Below are 18,447 nucleotides of genomic sequence, written 5' to 3'. Positions count from 1 at the left end.
TGGCCTAGGTTCCCCGGGTGACCTACCGGATCGTCGACCACTCCGCCCTCGACGTGGGGCGGGGCCCCCACCCCGCGGCGAGCCCGTTCGAGAAGCGGGTCGGCGAGGCCCTCGGCCTCACGGCCTTCGGGCTCTACCAGATCGAGCTGCCCGCCGGGGAGGAGACCGTTCCCCACGACCACCGCGACGACCTCGCCGAGGACGCGTACGCCGTCCTGCGCGGCAGCGGCTGGGTGGTCGTCGACGGCGAGGAGGTCGCGGTCGGCCCGGGGCAGTTCGTCGCGGTGACGGTCGAGTCGTCGCGGTACCTCCGGGCCGGGCCCGACGGCCTGGTGTTCATCGCGGTCTGCGCCGCGGCCGCGGCGGTCGGGATCCACGAGCGGTCGGGCCTCCCGGTCGTGGGGGTCGGTCGCGCCGTGACGTCGGAGGACGTCGCGACCGCCCTCGACGAGGAGTGACCACCCGCGGGCCCGCCGCAGCGCCGGTGACCCCGCTCAGGCCGGGGCACCCCGCACCCGGTCGCGCATCGCGCTGACGACCGCGTCCTCCTCGGGCGTGGTCAGGCGCGGCCTGCTGACGTCGATGCCGCCCTCCCACTGCTTCGAGAGCGGGAGGTCGGCGTCCGCGCCGTCGGAGATGTGCGCTATCGACCACCGCGTGAACGCGCGCTCGACGCCCGGGGTCGTCTCGACGAGCTCGACCTGCTCGTGGCGGGGGTCGCGGCTGATCGTGTCGTAGACGCCGCGGACGACGCCCTCCTCGCCCTCGAGGGTCTGCACCACGCCGTCCTCCCAGACGACGAGGGCGCCGGTGATCCCGAGCTGCGGGTTCTTCCGGCGGGCCGCGGCCAGGATCGTCGCGACCTCGGCCTCCACGTCGTCCGCGGGGATGTCCAGTCGGCTGCGGTAGACCAGGCGGAACACCGGTCCACCCCCGGCGCTGCTGTCGTCGGCCATGACGTGGACTCCTCGTCCGCACGATCCTGCCGGCCCGCTGCTGGACCGGTCGTGGCGCGCGTCACACCCGACGCTCGCCGGGAACGACGGTGATCACATGTCGAACCGGGGCGAGGTCGCGGAGTGCCGGGCTCCGGCGCGGCGCCCGCCGCGGGGCAGACTCCCGCGGCATGACGAAGTACCGGGTCCACCTGATGACCGACCTGACGCGCCTCGACGAGGACGGGCTCGCCGACCTCCTTGAGCGTCTCGTGGAGGTCGGCGGGGTCCCGACGGTCCCGTCCGGCGTCCTCGAGGTCACCGGGAGCACGACGGCCGACGACGCCCGCGCGGCCGTCGAGGAGGTGGGGCGGGTCCTGCAGCGCGCGCTGCAGGCGATGAACCGCCCGTGCCACGTGATCGGGGTGCAGGCGGGCGAGGTCGGGCCGTACGGCCCGTAGGGGGCCGGGCGTCAGCGCCAGCCGAGCTCCGGGGCGAGGTGGGTGAGCACGCTCTCCACGACGTGGGCGTTGTAGTCCACGCCCAGCTGGTTGGGCACGGTGAGCAGCAGCGTGTCCGCGGCGGCGATGGCCTCGTCCTCGGCCAGCTCGGCGATGAGCTTGTCGGGCTCGCCCGCGTAGGTCTTCCCGAAGCGGGCGTCGCCGCCGTCGAGGTGGCCGACCTGGTCGGTCGAGTGCCGCTCGCGCCAGAACAGCTGGCGGTCGAGGTCCGAGACGATCGGGAAGATGCTGCGGCTGACCGACACGCGCGGCTCGCGCTCGTGCCCCGCGGCCGTCCACGCGTCGCGGAAGCGCTGGATCTGCTCGGCCTGCAGCCGGTGGAACGGCACGCCCGTGTCCTCGGTGAGCAGCGTCGAGCTCATGAGGTTCATGCCCTGGGTGCCGGTCCACTCCGCGGTCGCGCGGCTGCCGGCACCCCACCAGATGCGGTCGCGCAGGCCGGGGGCGTGCGGCTCGAGGCGCAGCAGGCCGGGCGGGTTGGCGAACATCGGGCGCGGGTTGGGCTCGGCGAACCCCTCGCCGCGCAGCACGTCGAGGAACAGCGCCGTGTGGTTCCGCGCCATCTCGGCGTCGTCGGAGCCCTCCTGCGGGACGTACCCGAAGTAGCGGAAGCCGTCGACGACCTGCTCGGGGGAGCCCCGGCTGATGCCCAGCTGCAGGCGCCCGCCGGAGATCAGGTCCGCGGCGCCGGCGTCCTCGGCCATGTAGAGCGGGTTCTCGTAGCGCATGTCGATCACGCCGGTGCCCAGCTCGATCCGGCTCGTCCGCGCCGCGGCCGCCGCGAGCAGCGGGAACGGCGAGGCGAGCTGCTGGGCGAAGTGGTGCACCCGGAAGTAGGCGCCGTCGGCGCCCAGCTCCTCGGCGGCCACCGCGAGCTCGATCGACTGCAGCAGGGAGTCCCCGGCCGACCGCACCTGCGAATGCGGCGACGCCGACCAGTGCCCGAACGACAGGAACCCGATGTTCTTCACGTTTCAACCAACGGCGTAGGTGGGCCGGACATTCCGCCACCTCAGCGCACGGCCGTCTGCCCCGGGCAGTCCGTCCGGGTCCGCCACGCGCCGCCCTGGGCGGCGACGTACGCGTCCGCGTGGCTCCGTCCGAGGTTCCACGCCAGCGCGTCGTCGACCTCGCGCTCGTCCAGGCGCAGCGCGCACTCCGCGAGCGGGCGGGGGAGGCCCTCGAGGGCGGGCACCGCGTCGTCGGACAGGTCGCGCAGGTAGCCCCAGTCGACGGTGCCCGTCACCGCGTACCGGTCGAGGTTCTGCCGGGCGACCCAGGCGTCGGGGTTGGCGACGGCCAGCGCCAGCAGCAGCACCACGCCGCTGACCAGCCCGAACCGCGGCAGCCAGCGCGCCCGCAGCGCGCCCGCGGCGGCGACCACGGCCAGCACGAGCACCCCGAGCCAGCCCTCGAACACCGCAGCGAGCAGGCGCGCGGTCGTCAGCCCGTAGGCCTGCTCGTAGAGGTGCATCCGGGAGAGCGCCGAGGCGACGACCACCAGCGTCGCGGCGCACAGCACCCCGAGCGCGACGCGCAGCCAGGCGCGGTCGGCCGGCGTCGCCCGCGGCGCCTTGCGCGACGCCGCCCAGACGACGAGCAGCGTCAGCAGCGTGGCCACGGTGAGCTGGCCGAAGCCCTGGTGCACGTACTGGGCGTAGGTCAGGCCGGTGGTGCGCTCGAGGTGCTCGCGGCCGCCGAAGAACGCCGTCGCCTGCGCCGCGAGGAACAGGACGAAGACCGCGTCGACCACCAGCACCGGCGCGACCCACTCGAAGCGGTGGGCGACGGGCCGTGCCGGGCGCTGCACCTGGCCGACCTGCGGCGGGTTGAGCGCCAGGTACGCGCCGCAGAGCACCAGACCGGCGATGGCGACGGCGACGAACACGCGCACGGCGACGTCCTGCGAGCCGAGGTCGGGGACCACCGCGTCCACCCACTCCGCGAACAGCGCGTCGGCGGAGGCGAAGAGCAGCGCGAACACCGTGATGCCCAGGACCGACCAGACGGCGGTGCGCAGCAGCGCCGCCCCGTTGCCGAGCCCGGTCAGGGCCCGCACGGTGCGCCCCAGCCAGGGCAGGCCGCGCAGGGCGGCGAGCGGCCACGCCGCGGCGGCGGCGAGGAACGACGGGACGCGCCGGCCGCGGACCAGCCCCACCATGCCGAGCCCGGCGGCGGCGAGCAGGCAGAGCGCGACGATCCACTCGGCGTCGCGCAGGACGACGACCGAGGACAGCGCGAGGCAGAGGCCGGCGCACGTCAGGGTGAACGGGTCGCGGCGGTGGCGACTGGCGGCCAACAGCACCCCGCCCGCGGCGAGCAGGACGAGGAACGTCGCGAGCCCCGGGTCGCGGAACGGCAGGATCGCGCCGGCGAGCACGCCGACCCCGAGCGCGCCGCCCAGCACCCGGACGTCGCCGGGGACGCCGCGGTCGGGCCAGGCGTCGCCGAACAGGGCGTCCGTGAGCGAGGCGGGCTCGGCCGGGGTGGGCTCGGGCGGTGCGAGCGTGGTCGTCCCGCCGCGCGCGGGCTCCGGGCCGTCGGGGATGTCGGGCACGGCGCTCTCCTCCGGCCGGGGACGGGTGGGCACGGTCGGGAGGTCGGCGACGACGCGCACGCCGTGCGTCCCGGGAGCGGGGTCGGCGAAGGCGATCGTCCCGCCGTGCAGGTCGGTGACCCAGCGCGCGATGGCCAGGCCGAGCCCGGTCCCACCACCACCTCCGGCCCCGCCGGCGGCGACGTCGCGCAGCGTCCCGAAGCGTTCGAACGCGCGCTCGCGGTGCTCGGGAGCGACGCCGGGGCCCTCGTCGAGGACCTCCAGGCGCCACGTCCCGTCGCCGCTCTCGGAACAGCCCCGCGCCCGCACCGTGACGGTGCCGTCGGACGGGCCGTGGCGGGCGGCGTTGTCGAGGAGGTTCGCGACGAGCTGGTGCAGGCGCGCGGGGTCGCCCTCGACGGCGAGGTCGTCGGGCTCGACGTCGACGACGTGGGTGATCGCCGGCGCGCGTCCCCCGACCCGCGCCTCCTCCACCGCGGCCTCGAGCAGCGCCCGGACGGCGACGCTCTCGCGGGCCAGCGGCGCGTGGCCGGCGTCGACCCGGGACAGGTCGAGCAGGTCGCCGACCAGCCCCGACATCCGCTCGCCCTGCGCCAGCGCGACGCGCAGGGTCGCCGGGTCGGGCTCGGCGACGCCGTCGGCGAGGTTCTCCAGCACCGCGCACAGCGCCGCCAGGGGCGTGCGCAGCTCGTGGCTGACGTTGGCGACCAGCTCGCGGCGCTGGCGGTCGACGCCGGCGAGCTCCTCGGCCATCGAGTTGAACGCGCGGGCCAGCTCGCCGACCTCGTCGCGCGAGGTGGCGGTGACCCGGACGGCGTGGTCACCGGTGGCCATGCGCCGGGCGGCGGCGGTCATCTCGCGCAGCGGCGAGGTCATGCCGACGGCGAGGAGCTGGGTGACCCCGAGCGCGAGGGCGACCGTGACGGGGATCGACAGGGCCACCGGCACCCCGCCCGCGGCACCGATCGTCGCGATGACCGCGGCGAGGACGACGCTCGCGGCGACGAGCAGGCCGAGCTTGACCTTGACCGAGCGGACGGGGTCGAGGGCCCGCAGGCCGGCGGTGTCGCTCACCGGGTGCTCCCGGTCTCCAGCGCGTAGCCCACGCCGTGCACGGTGCGCACGCGCTCGGCGCCGATCTTGGCGCGCAGGGCCTTGACGTGGCTGTCGACGGTGCGGGTGCCCGACGCGCCGGGCCAGTCCCACACCTCGGACAGCAGGCGCTCGCGCGTCAGGACCACCCCGGGGTTGGCCGCCAGGCAGAGCAGGAGGTCGAACTCGGTGGGGGTCAGGTGCACCTCGTCGTCCCCGGTCCACACGCGGCGCGCGCCGGGGTCGACGCGCAGGTCGCCGAGGTCGGTCGGGGCGGTCCCGGTGAGCTCCGCCGCCCGCTCGACCCGCCGCAGCAGGGCGGCGACGCGGGCGACGAGCTCGCGCATCCGGAACGGCTTGGTCAGGTAGTCGTCGGCGCCGACGGCCAGCCCGACGAGCACGTCGGTCTCGTCGTCGGCCGCGGTGAGCATGAGGACCGGCACCGGGCGCACGGCCTGGATGCGCCGGCACACCTCGTGCCCGTCGAGCCCGGGGAGCATGACGTCGAGGACGACGACGTCGGGGTCGCTCGCGCGGAACTGCTCGACGGCGCCGGGCCCGTCGAAGGCGCGGACCACGTCGTAGCCCGCGGCGGCGAGCCGGTCGGTGACCGCGCCGTTGATCACCGGTTCGTCCTCGACCACGAGGACGCGGCGGTTGGTGCCCATGGTCGGCGAGACTAGGAGCGCCGCTGGTCGGGTCCGGGGGTCGTCGTGTGCAGATCCTGTGCAGGTCTCCCGGTGCTTGACACCGGCGAGCCGCCCGGTCGACCGTGCGCGGACGATCGTGGGCTCGAGGAGGAGCGGCGTGGGCGAGCGGGACCTGGACGTGGTGTCGGACGGCTGGTCGTTCCTGGAGTGCCCGCGGTGGCACGAGGGCCGGCTGTGGCTCTCGGACTTCTACACCCAGAAGGTCGTCGCGATCGACGACCGCGGGCACCACGAGGTGATGGCCGAGGTCCCCGGCCAGCCCTCCGGCCTGGGGTTCCTGCCCGACGGGCGTGCGCTGATCGTCTCGATGCGCGACCGCCGCATCCTGCGCCGCGAGGGCGACGGCGAGCTGGTGGAGCACGCCGACCTGTCGGGGCTGGTCGGGGCGCACCTCAACGACATGGTCGTCGACGAGCACAGCGGCGCGTTCGTCGGCGACTTCGGCTTCGACCTCATGGGCGGCGCCCCGCTGGCGTCGACGGGACTGACCCACGTCGCCCCCGACGGCACCGCGCGGACGGTGGCCGAGGACCTCCTGTTCCCCAACGGGATGGTGCTGCGCGACGGGGTGCTCGTGGTCGCCGAGACGTTCGGGGCGCGGCTGACCGCGTTCGACGTCGCCGCCGACGGCGGGGTCGCGCACCGCCGGGAGTGGGCGCGGTTCGGGCCGCCACCGGCCTCGACCGACGTCGGCGAGGCCCTGGGCGGGCTGGCCGTCGCGCCCGACGGGATCGCCGGCGACGCCGAGGGCGCGATCTGGGTCGCCGACGCGATCGGCGCCCGCCTGCTGCGCGTGGGCGGGGACGGCGAGGTGCTCGAGGAGCTCCCCACCGGCGGCATCGGGGTCTTCGCCTGCATGCTCGGCGGCGAGGACGGGTGCACGCTCTACGCCTGCGCGGCGCCGTCGTTCGCCGAGCACGAGCGCCGGGCCGCGCGCGAGGCGGTGCTGCTGGCGGCCCGCGTCGACGTCCCGCACGCCGGGCGGCCCTGACCCGTCGCCGGGCGAAGTCGGCGGCGCCCGCGAGGTCGACGAGCACGGGGGTGCCGGGCGCGAGGACCACGCCGGCGAGCTCGACCTCCTCGGCGGCGAAGCGCCACAGCGTCAACGGGGCGGGCGGGTCGCGGCGCAGGACGTCGTCGACGAGGGCGACGGTGTCGGTCGGCGGGCCCTCGAGCGCCTGGTGGCGGCGGGCCACGCGCACCGCGTCGCCGACCCCGACGACCGCCGGCGGGTGCTCGTCGAGCCCGAGCCCGCCTCGCTGGCGCGGGTGGGGGCGCTCGACGACCCGCTCGACGCCCGCCTCGCGGCCGAGCTCGCCGGGGCCGACGACGCGCTGCTCGAGGGCATGGCGGCGTTCCTCGCCGCCGCCGAGCAGCGCACCGAGGACGTCATCCGGGAGCTGTGAGCGTGCCGGGCGGGGTGTCCGCGGGCAGCGTGGCGGGCAGGCCGGCCATGGTCACGTGCTCGGGGCCGATGAACGCGGTGACCTCGGCGATCCGCCCGTCGAGAGACAGCGCGAGCACGTCGAGCACGGCCGCGCGCCAGACCCCCCGCTCGGCGTCCCACGGATAGCAGGCGACGGCGAGCTGGCCGTTGGCGCGCGCCGCGAGATGGCGCCACGGCACGGTCATCGGCCCGGCGCGCAGGAACGTCGTGACCGCGTCGGTGCCGCGGAACCAGGCGGCGTTCGGCGGCATCGCCCACGTGACGTCCGCGGTGAGCAGGGCGACCAGCGCGTCGGCGTCGCCCGCCTCGAGCGCGCTGGCGTAGCGCCCGACGGTGGCGGCGAGCTCGGCGTCGGGGAGCGCCCGCAGCGTGCGCTGCTGGCTCGGCGCGGTGACCTTGGCGGCGATCGTGGCGCGGGCCCGCTGGACGGCGCTGTTCACCGACGCCGTGGTGGTGGCCATCATCGACGCGACCTCGGCGGCCGAGAACGCGAGGACCTCCATGAGCAGCAGCGCCGCCCGCTGGTTGCCCGGGAGGTGCTGCAGCGCGGCGACGAACGCGAGCTCCACCGACTCGCGCTCGGCGACGGTGGCGTCTGGGTCGTCGGGATAGGGCCCCAGCCAGGCCACCTCGGTGCGCGGCGGGTCGTCGCCCGAACCGTCGCTCGACGGCCCGAGGTCCATGGGCAGCGCGCGGCGTCCGCGCCGGCCGATCGCGTCGAGGCTCGTGTTGGTGGCCACCGTGTAGAGCCACGAGCGCAGCGAGCCCTGGTCCCCGCGGTCCTCGAACCGGCCGATCGCCCGCCACCCCCGCAGCAGCGCGTCCTGCAGCGCGTCGTCGGCGTCGTGGACGGAGCCGAGCATGCGGTAGCAGTGCGCGTGCAGCTCGCGGCGCAGCGGCGCGACGAGCCGCTCGAACGCTGCGTCGTCGCCGGCCCGGGCGCGGGAGAGGTCGTCGGCGGGCGTGGTGGTCACGGGCTCACCCATGGCCGGGAGTGTGCCCGGTGGCACCGACGACGGGACTGCTCCGTGCGGCCGCCCGGCCGAGCACACGCCGGGCGTTCGGCCGGGGCGTGACCGCCTGCGACGGGCGGTCAGGCCGGTCGGCCGAGATCCTTGGCCCGTGCGGACGCACCGTTCGACGCCGTGTGCTGCCGTCCGAGGACTGCTCGCTCTCGTGGGGGACGAGCTGCCTACGCTGTCTCCGTGCGCTCGGAGCGGTGGTCGTCCCGGACCGCGGACCTGACGCTGCCCGAGCGGGTGGCGTGGGTCCTCGGTGACGACGACGGCCGCCCGCTGTCCACCCTCACCGAGCCCGCGGGGCTGCTCGTGGCCGCCGCGATGGTGGAGCTGCTGCTCGACGCGTCCCTGCTCGACGCCGGGGCCGTCTACCGCCGCGGGCCCGTGGCGATCGACGACCCGCTGCTGTCCTGGGTCGCCGACAGCCTCCTCGTCCACGGCGGCGCCAAGGTCGACCTGCAGCACGCCGTCACGGGTAACCGCGGCGCCCAGATGATCCGCCGGACGATGGACCGCCTGGTCGAGCGCGGGCTGGCGGCCCGCGAGCCGCGCCGGGTGTTCGGCTACCTCGCGATGCCGGTGTTCGGGTCCGCGCTGCGCGTGCACGAGGTCGACGCCCTGCACCACGACCGGGCCGCCGTGCGTGCCGCGCTCGACGGCGAGGAGCCCGACGAGGCCGTCGCCATGCTCATCGTCCTGCTCCACCACGGGCGTCGCGTGCGCGCGCTGAGCCCGGCCGACCCGACGCGCGCCGCCCGCCGCGCGCGGGCGATCTCCGACGGCCGGCACGTCCCGCTCGGCGTCTCGCAGGACATCCGCCGGCTGGTGTCGCCGACGGTCGGGGCCGTGCTCGCGGCCCTCACGGCGACCACGGTCATCGGTTCCGAACACTGACGGTCGCCGCGGGCGATCAGCTCCTGCTCCGGATCGGGCGGCGATTCGCTCGACCGGACCCCCTGCCGTGACGCCGGAATCGGTCTACGGTGGAGCCTCCGACCGGGCGCGAGGGCCCGGGGCCGGGGAAGGGAGCTTCCCATGACGTCCACACGCCCTCCGGACGGCCTGCCCGTCCTCGACGCCGGTGCCCACCGCGACGCGGAGGCCGGCAGCTGCCTCATGGAGTACGTCTCGGTGCTGGCCGGCGAACGGTTCACCGACCGTCCCCGCTGCACGCATCCCGCTCTCGCCGCCGTCGCGTGGCAGGTCAACGACGCGGTCTCCTCCGCGGCCCGCCAGCAGCTGGCCACCCGCGCGGTGACGCTGATCGGGCTCGGCCGGGGCGCGGACGTCGAGGTGCGGCCGATCGTGCTCGAGACCATCGCGCGCGCCGGCCTCGCCGTCGACCCGGGCAACCGCTTCTTCCCGCGCCTGCAGCGCCGCCTCGCGCGCCGTGCGGAATCCGGGCCGCGGCGTCCCGGGCGCGGTGAGGACGGGCGCGGCGGCCGCATGGCGACGCTGCTGCACGTCGGCCCGGTCAACCACGCGTGCGCGCACCTGCTGGTCGCGGCCCGCGTGGCCGACCTCGACACCGAGGCCCGCGACCGGATGCTCGTGGCGCTGCTCGACGACACCATCGCCGCGGTGCGCGCCGCGGAGCACCGGCCGGTGGCGGTGCGGGTGCCCGTCGCGGTCGTTTGAGTCAGCCGACCCCGAGACGCACGCATTTCCCGAGCAGCCACTCCAGGCAGACGCCCACGCGGACGCCGCCGCCGGAGCCCGCGTCCGACGAGCCACCCCCGGACGAGCCGCCGCCCGAGGAGCCGCCCGACGACCCGCCGGACGAGCCGCCGGACCCGCCCGAGGAGCCGCCGGAGTCGCCGGAGCTTCCGGAGCCGCCCGAGCGGTCCGCGTCCGCCGCCGCGCGATCGCTGTCGCCCTCGGTGGCGGGCGCGTCGTCGCGGGGCGCGTCGCCGGTCGCGGCCGGCCCCCCGGCGGCACCGGCCGGACCCACCCCGCCCGGCCCGCCCGCGCCGACCGGTCCGACGGCGGGCGCCGCCCCGGGTGCGGGGCCCGCCACTGGGACGCCGGGCACGGGGACGACGGGGGTGACGGCGCCGGACAGCGCGGGCGCGGGAGGCGCCTGCCCCGACGGCGTCGGCAGCGTGGACGGCGTGAGGTAGCCCGCCTGGGCGGACCCCATCATCACCATCGCGCCGAACAGCGCCGAGAGCAGGACCTTCTTGAGCACGCCCGCCTCCCTCGCGGCCTCCGACCCGCCCCGGGCCGGCACGCGCTCATCGCCCCCGACCCCGAGCCCGTGACCAGGCAGGACGCGGTCTCGCCCGAACGCACACCGGGATCACCCGGGAGGGTGTCCGGACACGACACATCGCGGCCGGCGACACCCGTCCGGGGGATGACGGCGACAGAGGTGGGTGGCGGCGCGCTCTAGGTGGGAACGCGTGGTCGTCCGCCGGGTCGTGGTCTCTGTTCGGGGTCGATCCAGGGTGGTGGTGTGAACCACGGCAGGCCGTCGATCATCTCCAGCTGCCAGTGGTCGTGGTGGATGACGAGGTGGTGGTGCTGGCAGAGCAGCACCATGTTGTGCAGCTCGGTGTCGCCGCCGTCGAGCCAGTGACAGATGTGGTGGGCGTGGCATCGGCGGGGTGGTCGGGTGCAGCCGGGGAAGGCGCAGCCGCCGTCTCGGAGGTTCAGCGCGCGGCGGATGGCGTCGGTGGCGGTACGCGCGAGGCGTCCGACGTCGAGGGGTTCGGACTTCGACCCGAGAACCATGGGGATGATCTCGGCGTCGCACGCCCACCGGCGGACGGTGGCGGCGTCGGCGAGGTGCCCGGAGTCGAGGGTGCCGTGCCCGACCGCGGCCTGGAGCCAGCGGTGGTCCATCGTGATGTTCAGGAGGGGCCGGCCCATCGCGCGCGGCGGCTGCCGGCGCCGTAGGGCCGCGGGCGGCTCGGACTGGCGGGGCTGCGGGATGAGCGCCGGCTCTGGATCCGGCTGGGGCTCGCTGGTGTCGTCGTCGGCGAGGATGCCGCCAGCCCCTTGCGCGCCGAGCACGAACTCGACCAGCGCCCCGGCCTGCCGGTTGCCCAATGACCGGTCGTCGTCCGGCCCGGCGGGGGTGGAGGCGGCGTCGAAGCCTTCGCGGACGATCTCCGCGTTGACCGTCCCCCGGAAGGTGGCGGTCATCCGCAGCGTCCCGTCCCGCCGCGACGAGATCAACAGCTCGTCGTCGCGTTCCTCGCGCGGGTCCGGCGCGGCGCCGTCGGGGTCGGCGTAGGCCAGCACCCGGGCCGCGACCTTCACCAACGCATCCGGCGACAGTCGGGTCGCGGCCTCGGCCAACGTCGCCTCGGACTCGGACCACACCGCCGGATCGAGACCGTCGACCTTGTCGAGGCGGCTCATGGTCCGCCGGATCACCGCCACGTGCCCCGGCCCGATCTGGCCGGCGGCGTAGACGGTGGCGGTGCAGGGCAGCCGCGGCGCCAGCGGCTCACCCGACAGCGACAGCTGGGGGACGAGGTCGGCGGTCTCGTCGACCAGCCGGTCGGCGTCGCGGCGGTTGAGCCGCCCCAAGTCCTGGAGCAGGCGTTCGGTGAACCGGTCCCCGGTCTGCTGCGCGACCCCCAGCCGCTGCAGGTCCGCGACGTCCTCGAGCAACCGGTACTGAGCGGCCCGCAGGGCGGCGATGCCGTCGCGGAACCGGTCGAGCGCCTCCCGCTCGACCTGCCCGACAACCCCACCTTCGCTCATGTGTTCGAAGGTAGACCCGACCCCCGACAGTCCCGCCGACCAGCGAGGACGGGCGAGCGGCAGTCTCGACGGCTCGCTGAAGCAGGCCAGCCCGAAGCCATTTGAGTCACCGAAGGGCGCCCGCCGCCCGCCTATCCGAACGAAGGTGCCCTTCGCTCAGATCGCCGCGCCGGCTCGGGCCGCGACGATCGAGGGTGCAGCGCGGTCTCGACGCGATCTTGAGCGTACGTGGCGTCGACCACCCCCGCCCGCCCAGCCCTACGACCTGCGCGGCCCCTCCGCGCCGGAGCCCCGCCGCGCCCCGAGCGGCGCGATCACGACGCACGCGAGGGCGGCCACGAGGAACGCCGCCGACCCGCCGGCCACGCCCAGCACCGTGGAGAAGGCGGCGGCGCCGAGCCCGGTGCCCGTGTCGTAGGCGGTGTTCCACCAGGTGCTGGCGGTGCCCGAGCGCTCGGGGCCGGCGCGGGCGAACAGGGCGAGCAGGGTGTCGCTCTGCACCGCGCCGAAGCCCAGCCCGACGAGCCCGGCGCCGGCGAGCACCACCCACCCGGCGCTCGTCCCGCCGATCGCGACGGCCAGGGCACCGAGGCCGACGACCGCCAGGCCGACGAGCGTGATCACGGGCCGGCGTCCGGGCGACCCGCGCCGGTCGGCGAGCTCCCCGGCGGCGCTGCGCCCCACGAGCTGGCCGACGGTGAGGACCGCGAGCGCGACCGCGGCGACGACCGTGCCGCCGGCGAGCCCGGGCGTCGACGGGCCCGGCGTCCACAGCGGCAGCACGGTGATCACCCCGCCCGCCGCGGCCGCCGACACCACCATCGTCGACCAGGGTCCGAGCGCCGCCGACACGGGCAGCGCGCGGCCGCCCGCCGGGGCGCTCGTCCGGCCCGCGCGGCGGCCGGGCAGGCGCGCGCACAGCGGCGCCGCGGCCAGGGGGAGCAGGGCCCCGGCGAGCAGCACCGGCGTCCCGCCGAGCGCCTCGTACGCCCACACCCCGCCGCTGAGCAGGCCGAGCTGCGGCAGCCCGACCGCGAGCCCGTAGACGCCGGTGGCGCGTCCGCGGCGGGCGGGCGGGGCGAGGTCGGCGATGAGCGCCGCGCCCGTCACCGTCACCAGGCCGAAGCCCAGGCCCCGCACGACCGCCACCGCCACGAGCACCGGCAGCGACGTCGTCGCGACGAGCACCGCCGCCGGCGCGCCCAGCGCCAGCACCCCGGCGACCATCCCGGCGCGCGGCCCCACCCGGCGCAGCACGGCGGGCACGGCGAGCTGCGCGGCGACCGTGGCCGCCATGAAGACGCCGGTGGTCGCGCCCGCCGCCCCGGGCGACGCCCCGCCGGCCGTGGCGTGCAGCGGGACGACGGGCAGCAGCAGGGCGTAGCCGCCGAAGGCGAGGACGGTGGCGGCGAGGACCGCGACGAACGGCGCGGACCAGAGGACCGCGGGGCGCGGCGTGCTCAGCTAGCGCCGCGTCGGTCGAGGACGCCGGAGATCTTGCCGGCGAGGTCGGTGTCCTTCGCGGTCAGCCCGCCCTCGGAGTGCGTCGAGAGCTTGAACTTGAGGCTGTTGAAGCGGATGTCCATGTCCGGGTGGTGGTCGGCCTCCTCGGCGAGCTCGGCCACCTCGTCGACCGCCGCGATCGCCTCGAGGAAGCTCGGCAGCTTCGCGAACCGCACGATCGTCGCCCCGTCCTCGCGCTGCCAGCCGGGCAGGCGCTCGAGGGCCTCGCTGATCGCGTCCTCGTCCAGGAGTTCGGCCATGGCCCGCATCCTGGCACGCGCGTCCCCGCGGAACACCTGCCGGAGAATGGCGGCGTGCGCATCGTGGTGGGGGCGGCCGTCGTGCGCGACGGACGGGTGCTGGCGGCGCGGCGGACGCGGCCCGCGGCGGCCGCAGGACGCTGGGAGCTGCCGGGCGGCGCCGTGGAGCCCGGCGAGGACGAGCAGACCGCCCTGGCGCGCGAGCTGCGCGAGGAGCTCGACCTCGAGGTCGTCGTCGGCGACCGCGTCGGCCCCGAGGTGGCGCTGCCGGGGGAGCGGGTGCTGCGCATCCGGGCGTGCCGCGCCGGCGGCGAGCCCACGGCGCTGGAGCACGACGCGCTGCGGTGGGTGGGCCCCGACGAGCTCGACGCGGTGGACTGGCTCGACGCCGACCGGGCGTTCCTCCCGGCCGTGGCGGCCCTGCTCAGGCCGCCCGGGCCTTCTTCAGCGCCTTCTTGAGGTCCTTGCCGCTCACGCCGGCGTCGGCCAGCCGGGCGGCGCGCATCAGCACCACCGGGCAGCCCTTGCAGCGCGGCGACGACCGGCAGCACTGCTTCTTGATCTTCTTCGCCCCGGTGAGCGGGGCGGCGTGCGCCCAGGCGGCGAGGTGGAGCGGAACCTTGGGTGTCTTCGGCTCCCGGGGCTCCTTCTTCCCGCCCTTGCCCATGAGGTGAGGCTAACCTCTGCTCCCCGCCACGGAACAGACCCATCGGTCGGGGGTCGCGGACACCGTGTCACGATGGCTTCTCCAGGCGGTCTCCCGAGGAAGAAGGGCCCGGACGAGGCGTGAGCGCTCCCCGGCGTGCCGTCGGAGTCCTCCCCGCCCTCGTGCTCGCACTGGCGCTCCTGGTGGCGGCGTGCTCCGGCGCACCCCCACCCGTCGTCGGTCAGGTGCCCGTCCCGGCACCCGCGCCGACGCCCCAGCTCGAGCCCGACCCCACCGAGCTGCGCCTCGGTGTCGACGACCTCGGCGTCGGCTTCAACCCGCACCGCGTCGCCGACGACACGCCCGTCTCGCGCGCCATGGCCTCGCTGGTGCTGCCCTCGGCGTTCCGGCCCGGCCCGGACGGCGAGCCGCGCCTGGACACCACGGTGGTCACCTCGGCCCGCGTCACCTCCACCGAGCCGTTCACCGTGTCCTACGAGATCGCCCCGGCGGCGAGCTGGTCGGACAACGCCCCGGTTGCGGCCGAGGACTTCGTCTACCTCTGGCAGCAGATGCGCAGCCAGCCGGGCGTCGTGGGCGCCGCGGGCTACCGGGCGGTCAGCGACGTGCGGTCGCGGGCGGGCGGCAAGGCCGTCGACGTCGTGTTCGACCGGCCCTTCCCGGCGTGGCAGACGCTCTTCGACCACCTGCTGCCCGCGCACCTGCTCAAGGACGCCCCCGGGTCCTGGGGCGGCGGGCTGACCGACAGCATCCCGGTGTCCGCGGGGCCGTTCGTGGTGCGCGTGGTGGACCGCATCCGCGGGCAGGTCACGCTCGCCCGCAACGACCGCTTCTGGGGCACCCCCGCCGTGCCCGACGAGCTGATCTTCCAGGCCGCCGACGCCCCGTCGCTGATCGACCGCGTGCGCAGCGGCGACGTGCAGGCCACCCAGTTCCGGGCCGACGCCGACGACCTCGCCGCCCTCGCCGCGGCCGGTCCGGAGCTGACGGTGCGCACCCTGCCCGAGCCCGCCGTCGTGCAGCTCGCGCTGCGCAGCGACGACGGGCCGCTGGCCGACCTGCGGGTCCGCCAGGCCGTGGCGGCGTCGATCGACCGGGAGGCGCTGCGCTCAGTGGGCACAGGCGGCGGGCCGGCCGCCGACCTGCCCGCCGACGCGTTCGCCCGCGCCCCCTCCGCGCCGGGCTACCGCGCCACGCTGCCGGCGGACTCCCCGGCCGCCCGCCGCGACCTCGACGAGGCCGCCCGCCTGCTCACCGAGGCCGGGTACGCCCGCGGCGAGGACGGCACGTGGGCGCGGGCCGGGCGTCCGCTGGTCCTGCGGCTGGCCGCGCCCGCGCAGGTCGCGCCGTTCGGGCGTCTCGTCGACACCCTCGGCACGCAGCTGCGCGCCGCCGGGATCGCGTCGGTGGTGGTCGCCGACAGCGGCACCGGCAACGCCCCGCCCGGTCGCGGACCGGCGTCGACGACCACGACCGCCGCGCCGCCGACCACGGCCTCGCCCGCGCCCACCCCGAGCCCGACGGGCCCCGCGAGCCCCACGACGCCCGCCCCGGCGAGCGCGCCGGCGAGCTCCTCGGGCACGACCACCACGACCGTCCCGCCGACCCCCGACTCGCCGTCGGACCTCACCGTCGCCGACGTGGCGGTCGTGGCGCTGCCGATCGGGGCGGACCCCGTCACCGACCTGGCGTCGCTGATCGGCTGCCCCGGGGGCCGGGCGCCCGCCACGTCGGGGCGCACCGCGGTCGACCCGGCGGTCGACCTCGCGACCGCCGACGCGGCGCCGCCGGTGCCCGGGGCCACCTCGGCGGCGCCGAGCACGCCCGCGGCACCCACGAGCACATCCGCGCCGACCAGCGAGGCCCCGGCCGCCACGGCCACCGGGGCGCCGCCGTCGTCCACCGCCGCCCCGGCCCCCGGCGACCCCGCGGACGTCCAGGACCCGCAGGACGCCGCCGAGGACAACGCCGAGTACCTCGAGGAGCTCACCGAGCCGCAGGCATCCGAGGCCCTCACCGCGACCGGGTTCTGCGACCCGGCCCTGCAGTCGCTGCTCGACGCCGCCTCGTCCGGCGCGGTCTCCACCGACACCGCGCTCGCCCTCGCCGAGCCCACGCTCTGGTCGGCGCTGCCCACCGTGCCGCTGTTCCAGGCCGCCTCCGTGCTGGTCGGCCCGGCGGACCGCACCGACGTCGTCGTCGGGCCGCTCACCGAGAGCCCGTTCGCCGGGGCCGACCGGTGGGTCCCGCCCCCGGCGACCCAGCGCGGCGACGACGGCATCAACTAGGCCGCCCGCCCCGACGTTCCCCCGAGCGCCGGTTTCGGTTCGGACGCTAAGGTTCCCGCCGGTCGGGTCACGCGCGGTGACCGCTTCGTCGCCCGGCGCGAGCGACCCGGGGTCCCGCACCGAGGAGGAACGTTGCCGATGCGTCGCTGGGCCACCGCCGTGGCCGCCGCCCTGGCCCTGGCGCTGCTCGTCTCCGCGTGCGGTGGCGGGGGCGGTGACGAGCAGACCGCCCAGACCCTCGGTGTCGAGTGGGGCGAGCCGGAAAACCCGCTCATCCCGGGCAACACCACCGAGCAGAACGGCGGCGACGCGGTCGACGCGCTGTTCTCCGGGCTCGTCAAGTACGACGTGGACACCGGGCAGCCCCGCAACGAGGTCGCGGACGCGATCACGACGACGGACAACAGGACGTTCACCATCCGGATCAAGCCGGGCTGGACGTTCCACGACGGCACGCCGGTGACGTCGCAGAGCTTCGTGGACTCCTGGAACTGGACGGCCGCGGGCCCCAACGCCGCCGGGGCGCAGTCCTTCATGGAGAAGATCGACGGCTATGACGAGGTCTCCACCGAGGCGCCGACCGCGCCGGCGATGCGCGGCCTGCGCGTCGTCGACCCCCAGACGTTCACGGTGACGCTCAAGGCGCCGTTCACGATCTTCCCGGTGACGCTGGGCTACTCGGCGTACTACCCGATGCCGCAGAAGTTCTTCACCGACCGTGCGGGCTACGAGGCCGCGCCGGTGGGCAACGGCGAGTTCCGCTTCGCGTCCCGCACGCCGAACCAGAACCTGACCCTGGTGCGCAACGACCAGTACGCGGGCCAGGACAAGCCGCAGATCCAGCGCCTGGAGTTCCGGGTCTACTCGGAGCTGCCGACCGCCTACGACGACGTGGTCTCCGGCAACCTCGACCACGTCCGCGCGATCCCCAGCGAGGCGCTGGCGGGCAACCGGTGGCGGACCGACCTGGGCGCCGGCGCGCGGCAGAAGGAGGGCCTGGTCACCGACTCGCTCGGCGTCCCCCTCTACGACCCGCGCTTCGCCAACCCGGCGCTGCGCCAGGCGATCTCGATGGCCATCGACCGGCGCACGATCGTCGACCAGATCTTCGGTGGCGTGTACACGCCGGCCACCGGCTACGCGACCTCGGCGGCCCAGGGCTACGTCCCGAACCAGTGCGGCGAGCTGTGCACCTTCAACCCGCAGCGCGCCCAGCAGCTCCTGGCCCAGGCCGGCGGCTTCCAGGGACCGCTGACGCTGACCGCCAACTCCGACGGCGGACACGACCCGTACATGCAGGCCGTGGCCAACAGCATCCGCCAGACCCTGGGCATCGACGTGCGCTACGCCCCGGTCCCGTCCTTCTCCGAGCAGCGGCGGCTCGCGAACGCGCAGGGCTTCACCGGCCTGTTCCGGGCCGGCTGGCAGGGCGACTACCCGGACATCGAGACGTTCTTGACCCAGCTCTACCGCACCGGGGCCTCGTCGAACGACTACGGCTACTCCAACCCCGCCGTCGACGCGGCGCTGGCCGCGGCCGACCAGGCCCCGACCGTCGCGGCGGCCGACCAGGGCTACGCGGCCGCCGAGCGTCTCGTGCTCAACGACATGCCGAGCATCCCGCTGTGGAGCCGGCCGATCATCTACGGCAACGGGGCGCGCGTGGCCCAGGCCGAGCAGAGCCCCCTCAACCGGCAGGACACCTCCACCTACCGGCTCAACCCCCAGGGCTGA

19 protein-coding genes are annotated in these 18,447 nt (G+C 76.1%); 9 read left to right on the top strand and 10 right to left on the bottom strand.

The genetic code is table 11. The features are described from left to right. Positions 1-17: 17 nt before the first annotated feature. A complete protein-coding gene (locus ACQPX6_RS24440; RefSeq protein ID WP_433783131.1) occupies positions 18-458 on the top strand; it encodes a cupin in 441 nt (146 codons plus the stop codon). 36 nt (positions 459-494) lie between these two features. Here the strand turns inward: ACQPX6_RS24440 and ACQPX6_RS24435 are convergent, their stop codons facing one another. Continuing rightward, positions 495-956 carry a BLUF domain-containing protein gene (locus tag ACQPX6_RS24435; RefSeq protein ID WP_433783130.1) on the bottom strand — a complete coding sequence of 154 codons (462 nt, stop codon included), beginning with the start codon at positions 954-956 and terminating at the stop codon, positions 495-497. A 170-nt stretch (positions 957-1,126) separates the two neighbouring features. Between ACQPX6_RS24435 and ACQPX6_RS24430 the strand changes: the two genes are divergently transcribed. Then, positions 1,127-1,396 (top strand): hypothetical protein, encoded by a 270-nt coding sequence (locus ACQPX6_RS24430; protein WP_433783128.1) that lies wholly within the window; start codon positions 1,127-1,129, stop codon positions 1,394-1,396. Positions 1,397-1,407: 11 nt separating this feature from the next. Here ACQPX6_RS24430 and ACQPX6_RS24425 read toward each other — a convergent pair whose 3' ends face one another. The 3 genes from ACQPX6_RS24425 to ACQPX6_RS24415 are packed head-to-tail and all read right to left on the bottom strand — an operon-like array spanning position 1,408 to position 5,773. Further along, a complete protein-coding gene (locus ACQPX6_RS24425) occupies positions 1,408-2,427 on the bottom strand; it encodes an LLM class flavin-dependent oxidoreductase (RefSeq protein ID WP_433783127.1) in 1,020 nt (339 codons plus the stop codon). Between the two features lie 41 nt (positions 2,428-2,468). Then, a complete protein-coding gene (locus ACQPX6_RS24420) occupies positions 2,469-5,087 on the bottom strand; it encodes a DUF4153 domain-containing protein (protein WP_433783126.1) in 2,619 nt (872 codons plus the stop codon). Further along, positions 5,084-5,773 (bottom strand): response regulator transcription factor, encoded by a 690-nt coding sequence (locus tag ACQPX6_RS24415; RefSeq protein WP_433783124.1) that lies wholly within the window; start codon positions 5,771-5,773, stop codon positions 5,084-5,086. The genes ACQPX6_RS24420 and ACQPX6_RS24415 overlap by 4 nt, the downstream gene beginning before the upstream one ends. Positions 5,774-5,912: 139 nt before the next feature. Here ACQPX6_RS24415 and ACQPX6_RS24410 point away from each other — a divergent pair, with 139 nt between their 5' ends. Together ACQPX6_RS24410 and ACQPX6_RS24405 are read left to right on the top strand one after the other, a co-directional pair. Further along, positions 5,913-6,806 (top strand): SMP-30/gluconolactonase/LRE family protein, encoded by an 894-nt coding sequence (locus tag ACQPX6_RS24410; protein WP_433783122.1) that lies wholly within the window; start codon positions 5,913-5,915, stop codon positions 6,804-6,806. A 190-nt stretch (positions 6,807-6,996) separates the two neighbouring features. After that, positions 6,997-7,221, top strand: coding sequence for a hypothetical protein (locus ACQPX6_RS24405; protein ID WP_433783120.1), 225 nt, complete (start codon positions 6,997-6,999; stop codon positions 7,219-7,221). Here ACQPX6_RS24405 and ACQPX6_RS24400 read toward each other — a convergent pair. Beyond that, complete coding sequence (locus ACQPX6_RS24400) at positions 7,205-8,248, bottom strand: sigma-70 family RNA polymerase sigma factor (RefSeq protein WP_433783118.1); 1,044 nt, start codon at positions 8,246-8,248, stop codon at positions 7,205-7,207. The genes ACQPX6_RS24405 and ACQPX6_RS24400 overlap by 17 nt on opposite strands. Before the next feature lie 219 nt (positions 8,249-8,467). On the opposite strand from ACQPX6_RS24400, the gene ACQPX6_RS24395 reads away from it, so the two are divergent. Further along, the gene (locus ACQPX6_RS24395) at positions 8,468-9,175 is read left to right on the top strand and encodes a GPP34 family phosphoprotein (RefSeq protein ID WP_433783117.1); all 708 of its coding nucleotides are present in this window, start codon (positions 8,468-8,470) and stop codon (positions 9,173-9,175) included. A gap of 141 nt (positions 9,176-9,316) precedes the next feature. Next, entirely contained in the window at positions 9,317-9,919 is a 603-nt protein-coding gene (locus ACQPX6_RS24390; protein ID WP_433783115.1) for a hypothetical protein, read from the top strand. 1 nt (position 9,920) lies between these two features. Here the strand turns inward: ACQPX6_RS24390 and ACQPX6_RS24385 are convergent, their stop codons facing one another. The 4 genes from ACQPX6_RS24385 to ACQPX6_RS24370 all read right to left on the bottom strand — a co-directional run bounded on the left by ACQPX6_RS24385 (position 9,921) and on the right by ACQPX6_RS24370 (position 13,758). After that, positions 9,921-10,469 (bottom strand): hypothetical protein, encoded by a 549-nt coding sequence (locus ACQPX6_RS24385; protein ID WP_433783113.1) that lies wholly within the window; start codon positions 10,467-10,469, stop codon positions 9,921-9,923. A gap of 200 nt (positions 10,470-10,669) precedes the next feature. Continuing rightward, positions 10,670-11,995 (bottom strand): DUF222 domain-containing protein, encoded by a 1,326-nt coding sequence (locus ACQPX6_RS24380; RefSeq protein WP_433783112.1) that lies wholly within the window; start codon positions 11,993-11,995, stop codon positions 10,670-10,672. Positions 11,996-12,253: 258 nt separating this feature from the next. Beyond that, positions 12,254-13,459 (bottom strand): MFS transporter, encoded by a 1,206-nt coding sequence (locus tag ACQPX6_RS24375; protein WP_433788349.1) that lies wholly within the window; start codon positions 13,457-13,459, stop codon positions 12,254-12,256. Then, positions 13,456-13,758, bottom strand: a complete 303-nt coding sequence (locus ACQPX6_RS24370) for a 4a-hydroxytetrahydrobiopterin dehydratase (protein WP_433783110.1) — start codon at positions 13,756-13,758, stop codon at positions 13,456-13,458. The genes ACQPX6_RS24375 and ACQPX6_RS24370 overlap by 4 nt, the downstream gene beginning before the upstream one ends. Positions 13,759-13,818: 60 nt before the next feature. Between ACQPX6_RS24370 and ACQPX6_RS24365 the strand changes: the two genes are divergently transcribed. Then, entirely contained in the window at positions 13,819-14,217 is a 399-nt protein-coding gene (locus ACQPX6_RS24365) for a (deoxy)nucleoside triphosphate pyrophosphohydrolase (protein ID WP_433788348.1), read from the top strand. On the opposite strand, the gene ACQPX6_RS24360 is transcribed toward ACQPX6_RS24365, so the two are convergent. Beyond that, positions 14,183-14,425, bottom strand: a complete 243-nt coding sequence (locus tag ACQPX6_RS24360; RefSeq protein WP_433783108.1) for a hypothetical protein — start codon at positions 14,423-14,425, stop codon at positions 14,183-14,185. The two genes, ACQPX6_RS24365 and ACQPX6_RS24360, sit on opposite strands and share 35 nt — an antisense overlap. Positions 14,426-14,544: 119 nt before the next feature. Here ACQPX6_RS24360 and ACQPX6_RS24355 point away from each other — a divergent pair, with 119 nt between their 5' ends. Both ACQPX6_RS24355 and ACQPX6_RS24350 read left to right on the top strand, forming a co-directional pair. Continuing rightward, complete coding sequence (locus tag ACQPX6_RS24355) at positions 14,545-16,713, top strand: ABC transporter substrate-binding protein (protein WP_433783107.1); 2,169 nt, start codon at positions 14,545-14,547, stop codon at positions 16,711-16,713. Between the two features lie 138 nt (positions 16,714-16,851). Continuing rightward, positions 16,852-18,447: a peptide ABC transporter substrate-binding protein gene (locus tag ACQPX6_RS24350; protein WP_433783106.1), complete on the top strand. Its 1,596-nt coding sequence runs from the start codon at positions 16,852-16,854 to the stop codon at positions 18,445-18,447.

Origin of the sequence: Actinomycetospora sp. CA-101289 (genome assembly GCF_050955895.1) — a bacterium.
Taxonomy (GTDB): domain Bacteria; phylum Actinomycetota; class Actinomycetes; order Mycobacteriales; family Pseudonocardiaceae; genus Actinomycetospora.
This window is presented reverse-complemented; position numbering and strand designations above follow the sequence as displayed.

Bases quoted from the DNA above. Each gene is read 5' to 3' on its own strand.
- ACQPX6_RS24435 (WP_433783130.1), bottom strand. From the start codon at position 956: ATGGCCGACGACAGCAGCGCCGGGGGTGGACCGGTGTTCCGCCTGGTC.
- ACQPX6_RS24430 (WP_433783128.1), top strand. From the start codon at position 1,127: ATGACGAAGTACCGGGTCCACCTGATGACCGACCTGACGCGCCTCGAC.
- ACQPX6_RS24415 (WP_433783124.1), bottom strand. From the start codon at position 5,773: ATGGGCACCAACCGCCGCGTCCTCGTGGTCGAGGACGAACCGGTGATC.
- ACQPX6_RS24400 (WP_433783118.1), bottom strand. From the start codon at position 8,248: ATGGGTGAGCCCGTGACCACCACGCCCGCCGACGACCTCTCCCGCGCC.
- ACQPX6_RS24390 (WP_433783115.1), top strand. From the start codon at position 9,317: ATGACGTCCACACGCCCTCCGGACGGCCTGCCCGTCCTCGACGCCGGT.
- ACQPX6_RS24380 (WP_433783112.1), bottom strand. From the start codon at position 11,995: ATGAGCGAAGGTGGGGTTGTCGGGCAGGTCGAGCGGGAGGCGCTCGAC.
- ACQPX6_RS24370 (WP_433783110.1), bottom strand. From the start codon at position 13,758: ATGGCCGAACTCCTGGACGAGGACGCGATCAGCGAGGCCCTCGAGCGC.
- ACQPX6_RS24360 (WP_433783108.1), bottom strand. From the start codon at position 14,425: ATGGGCAAGGGCGGGAAGAAGGAGCCCCGGGAGCCGAAGACACCCAAG.
- ACQPX6_RS24350 (WP_433783106.1), top strand. From the start codon at position 16,852: ATGCGTCGCTGGGCCACCGCCGTGGCCGCCGCCCTGGCCCTGGCGCTG.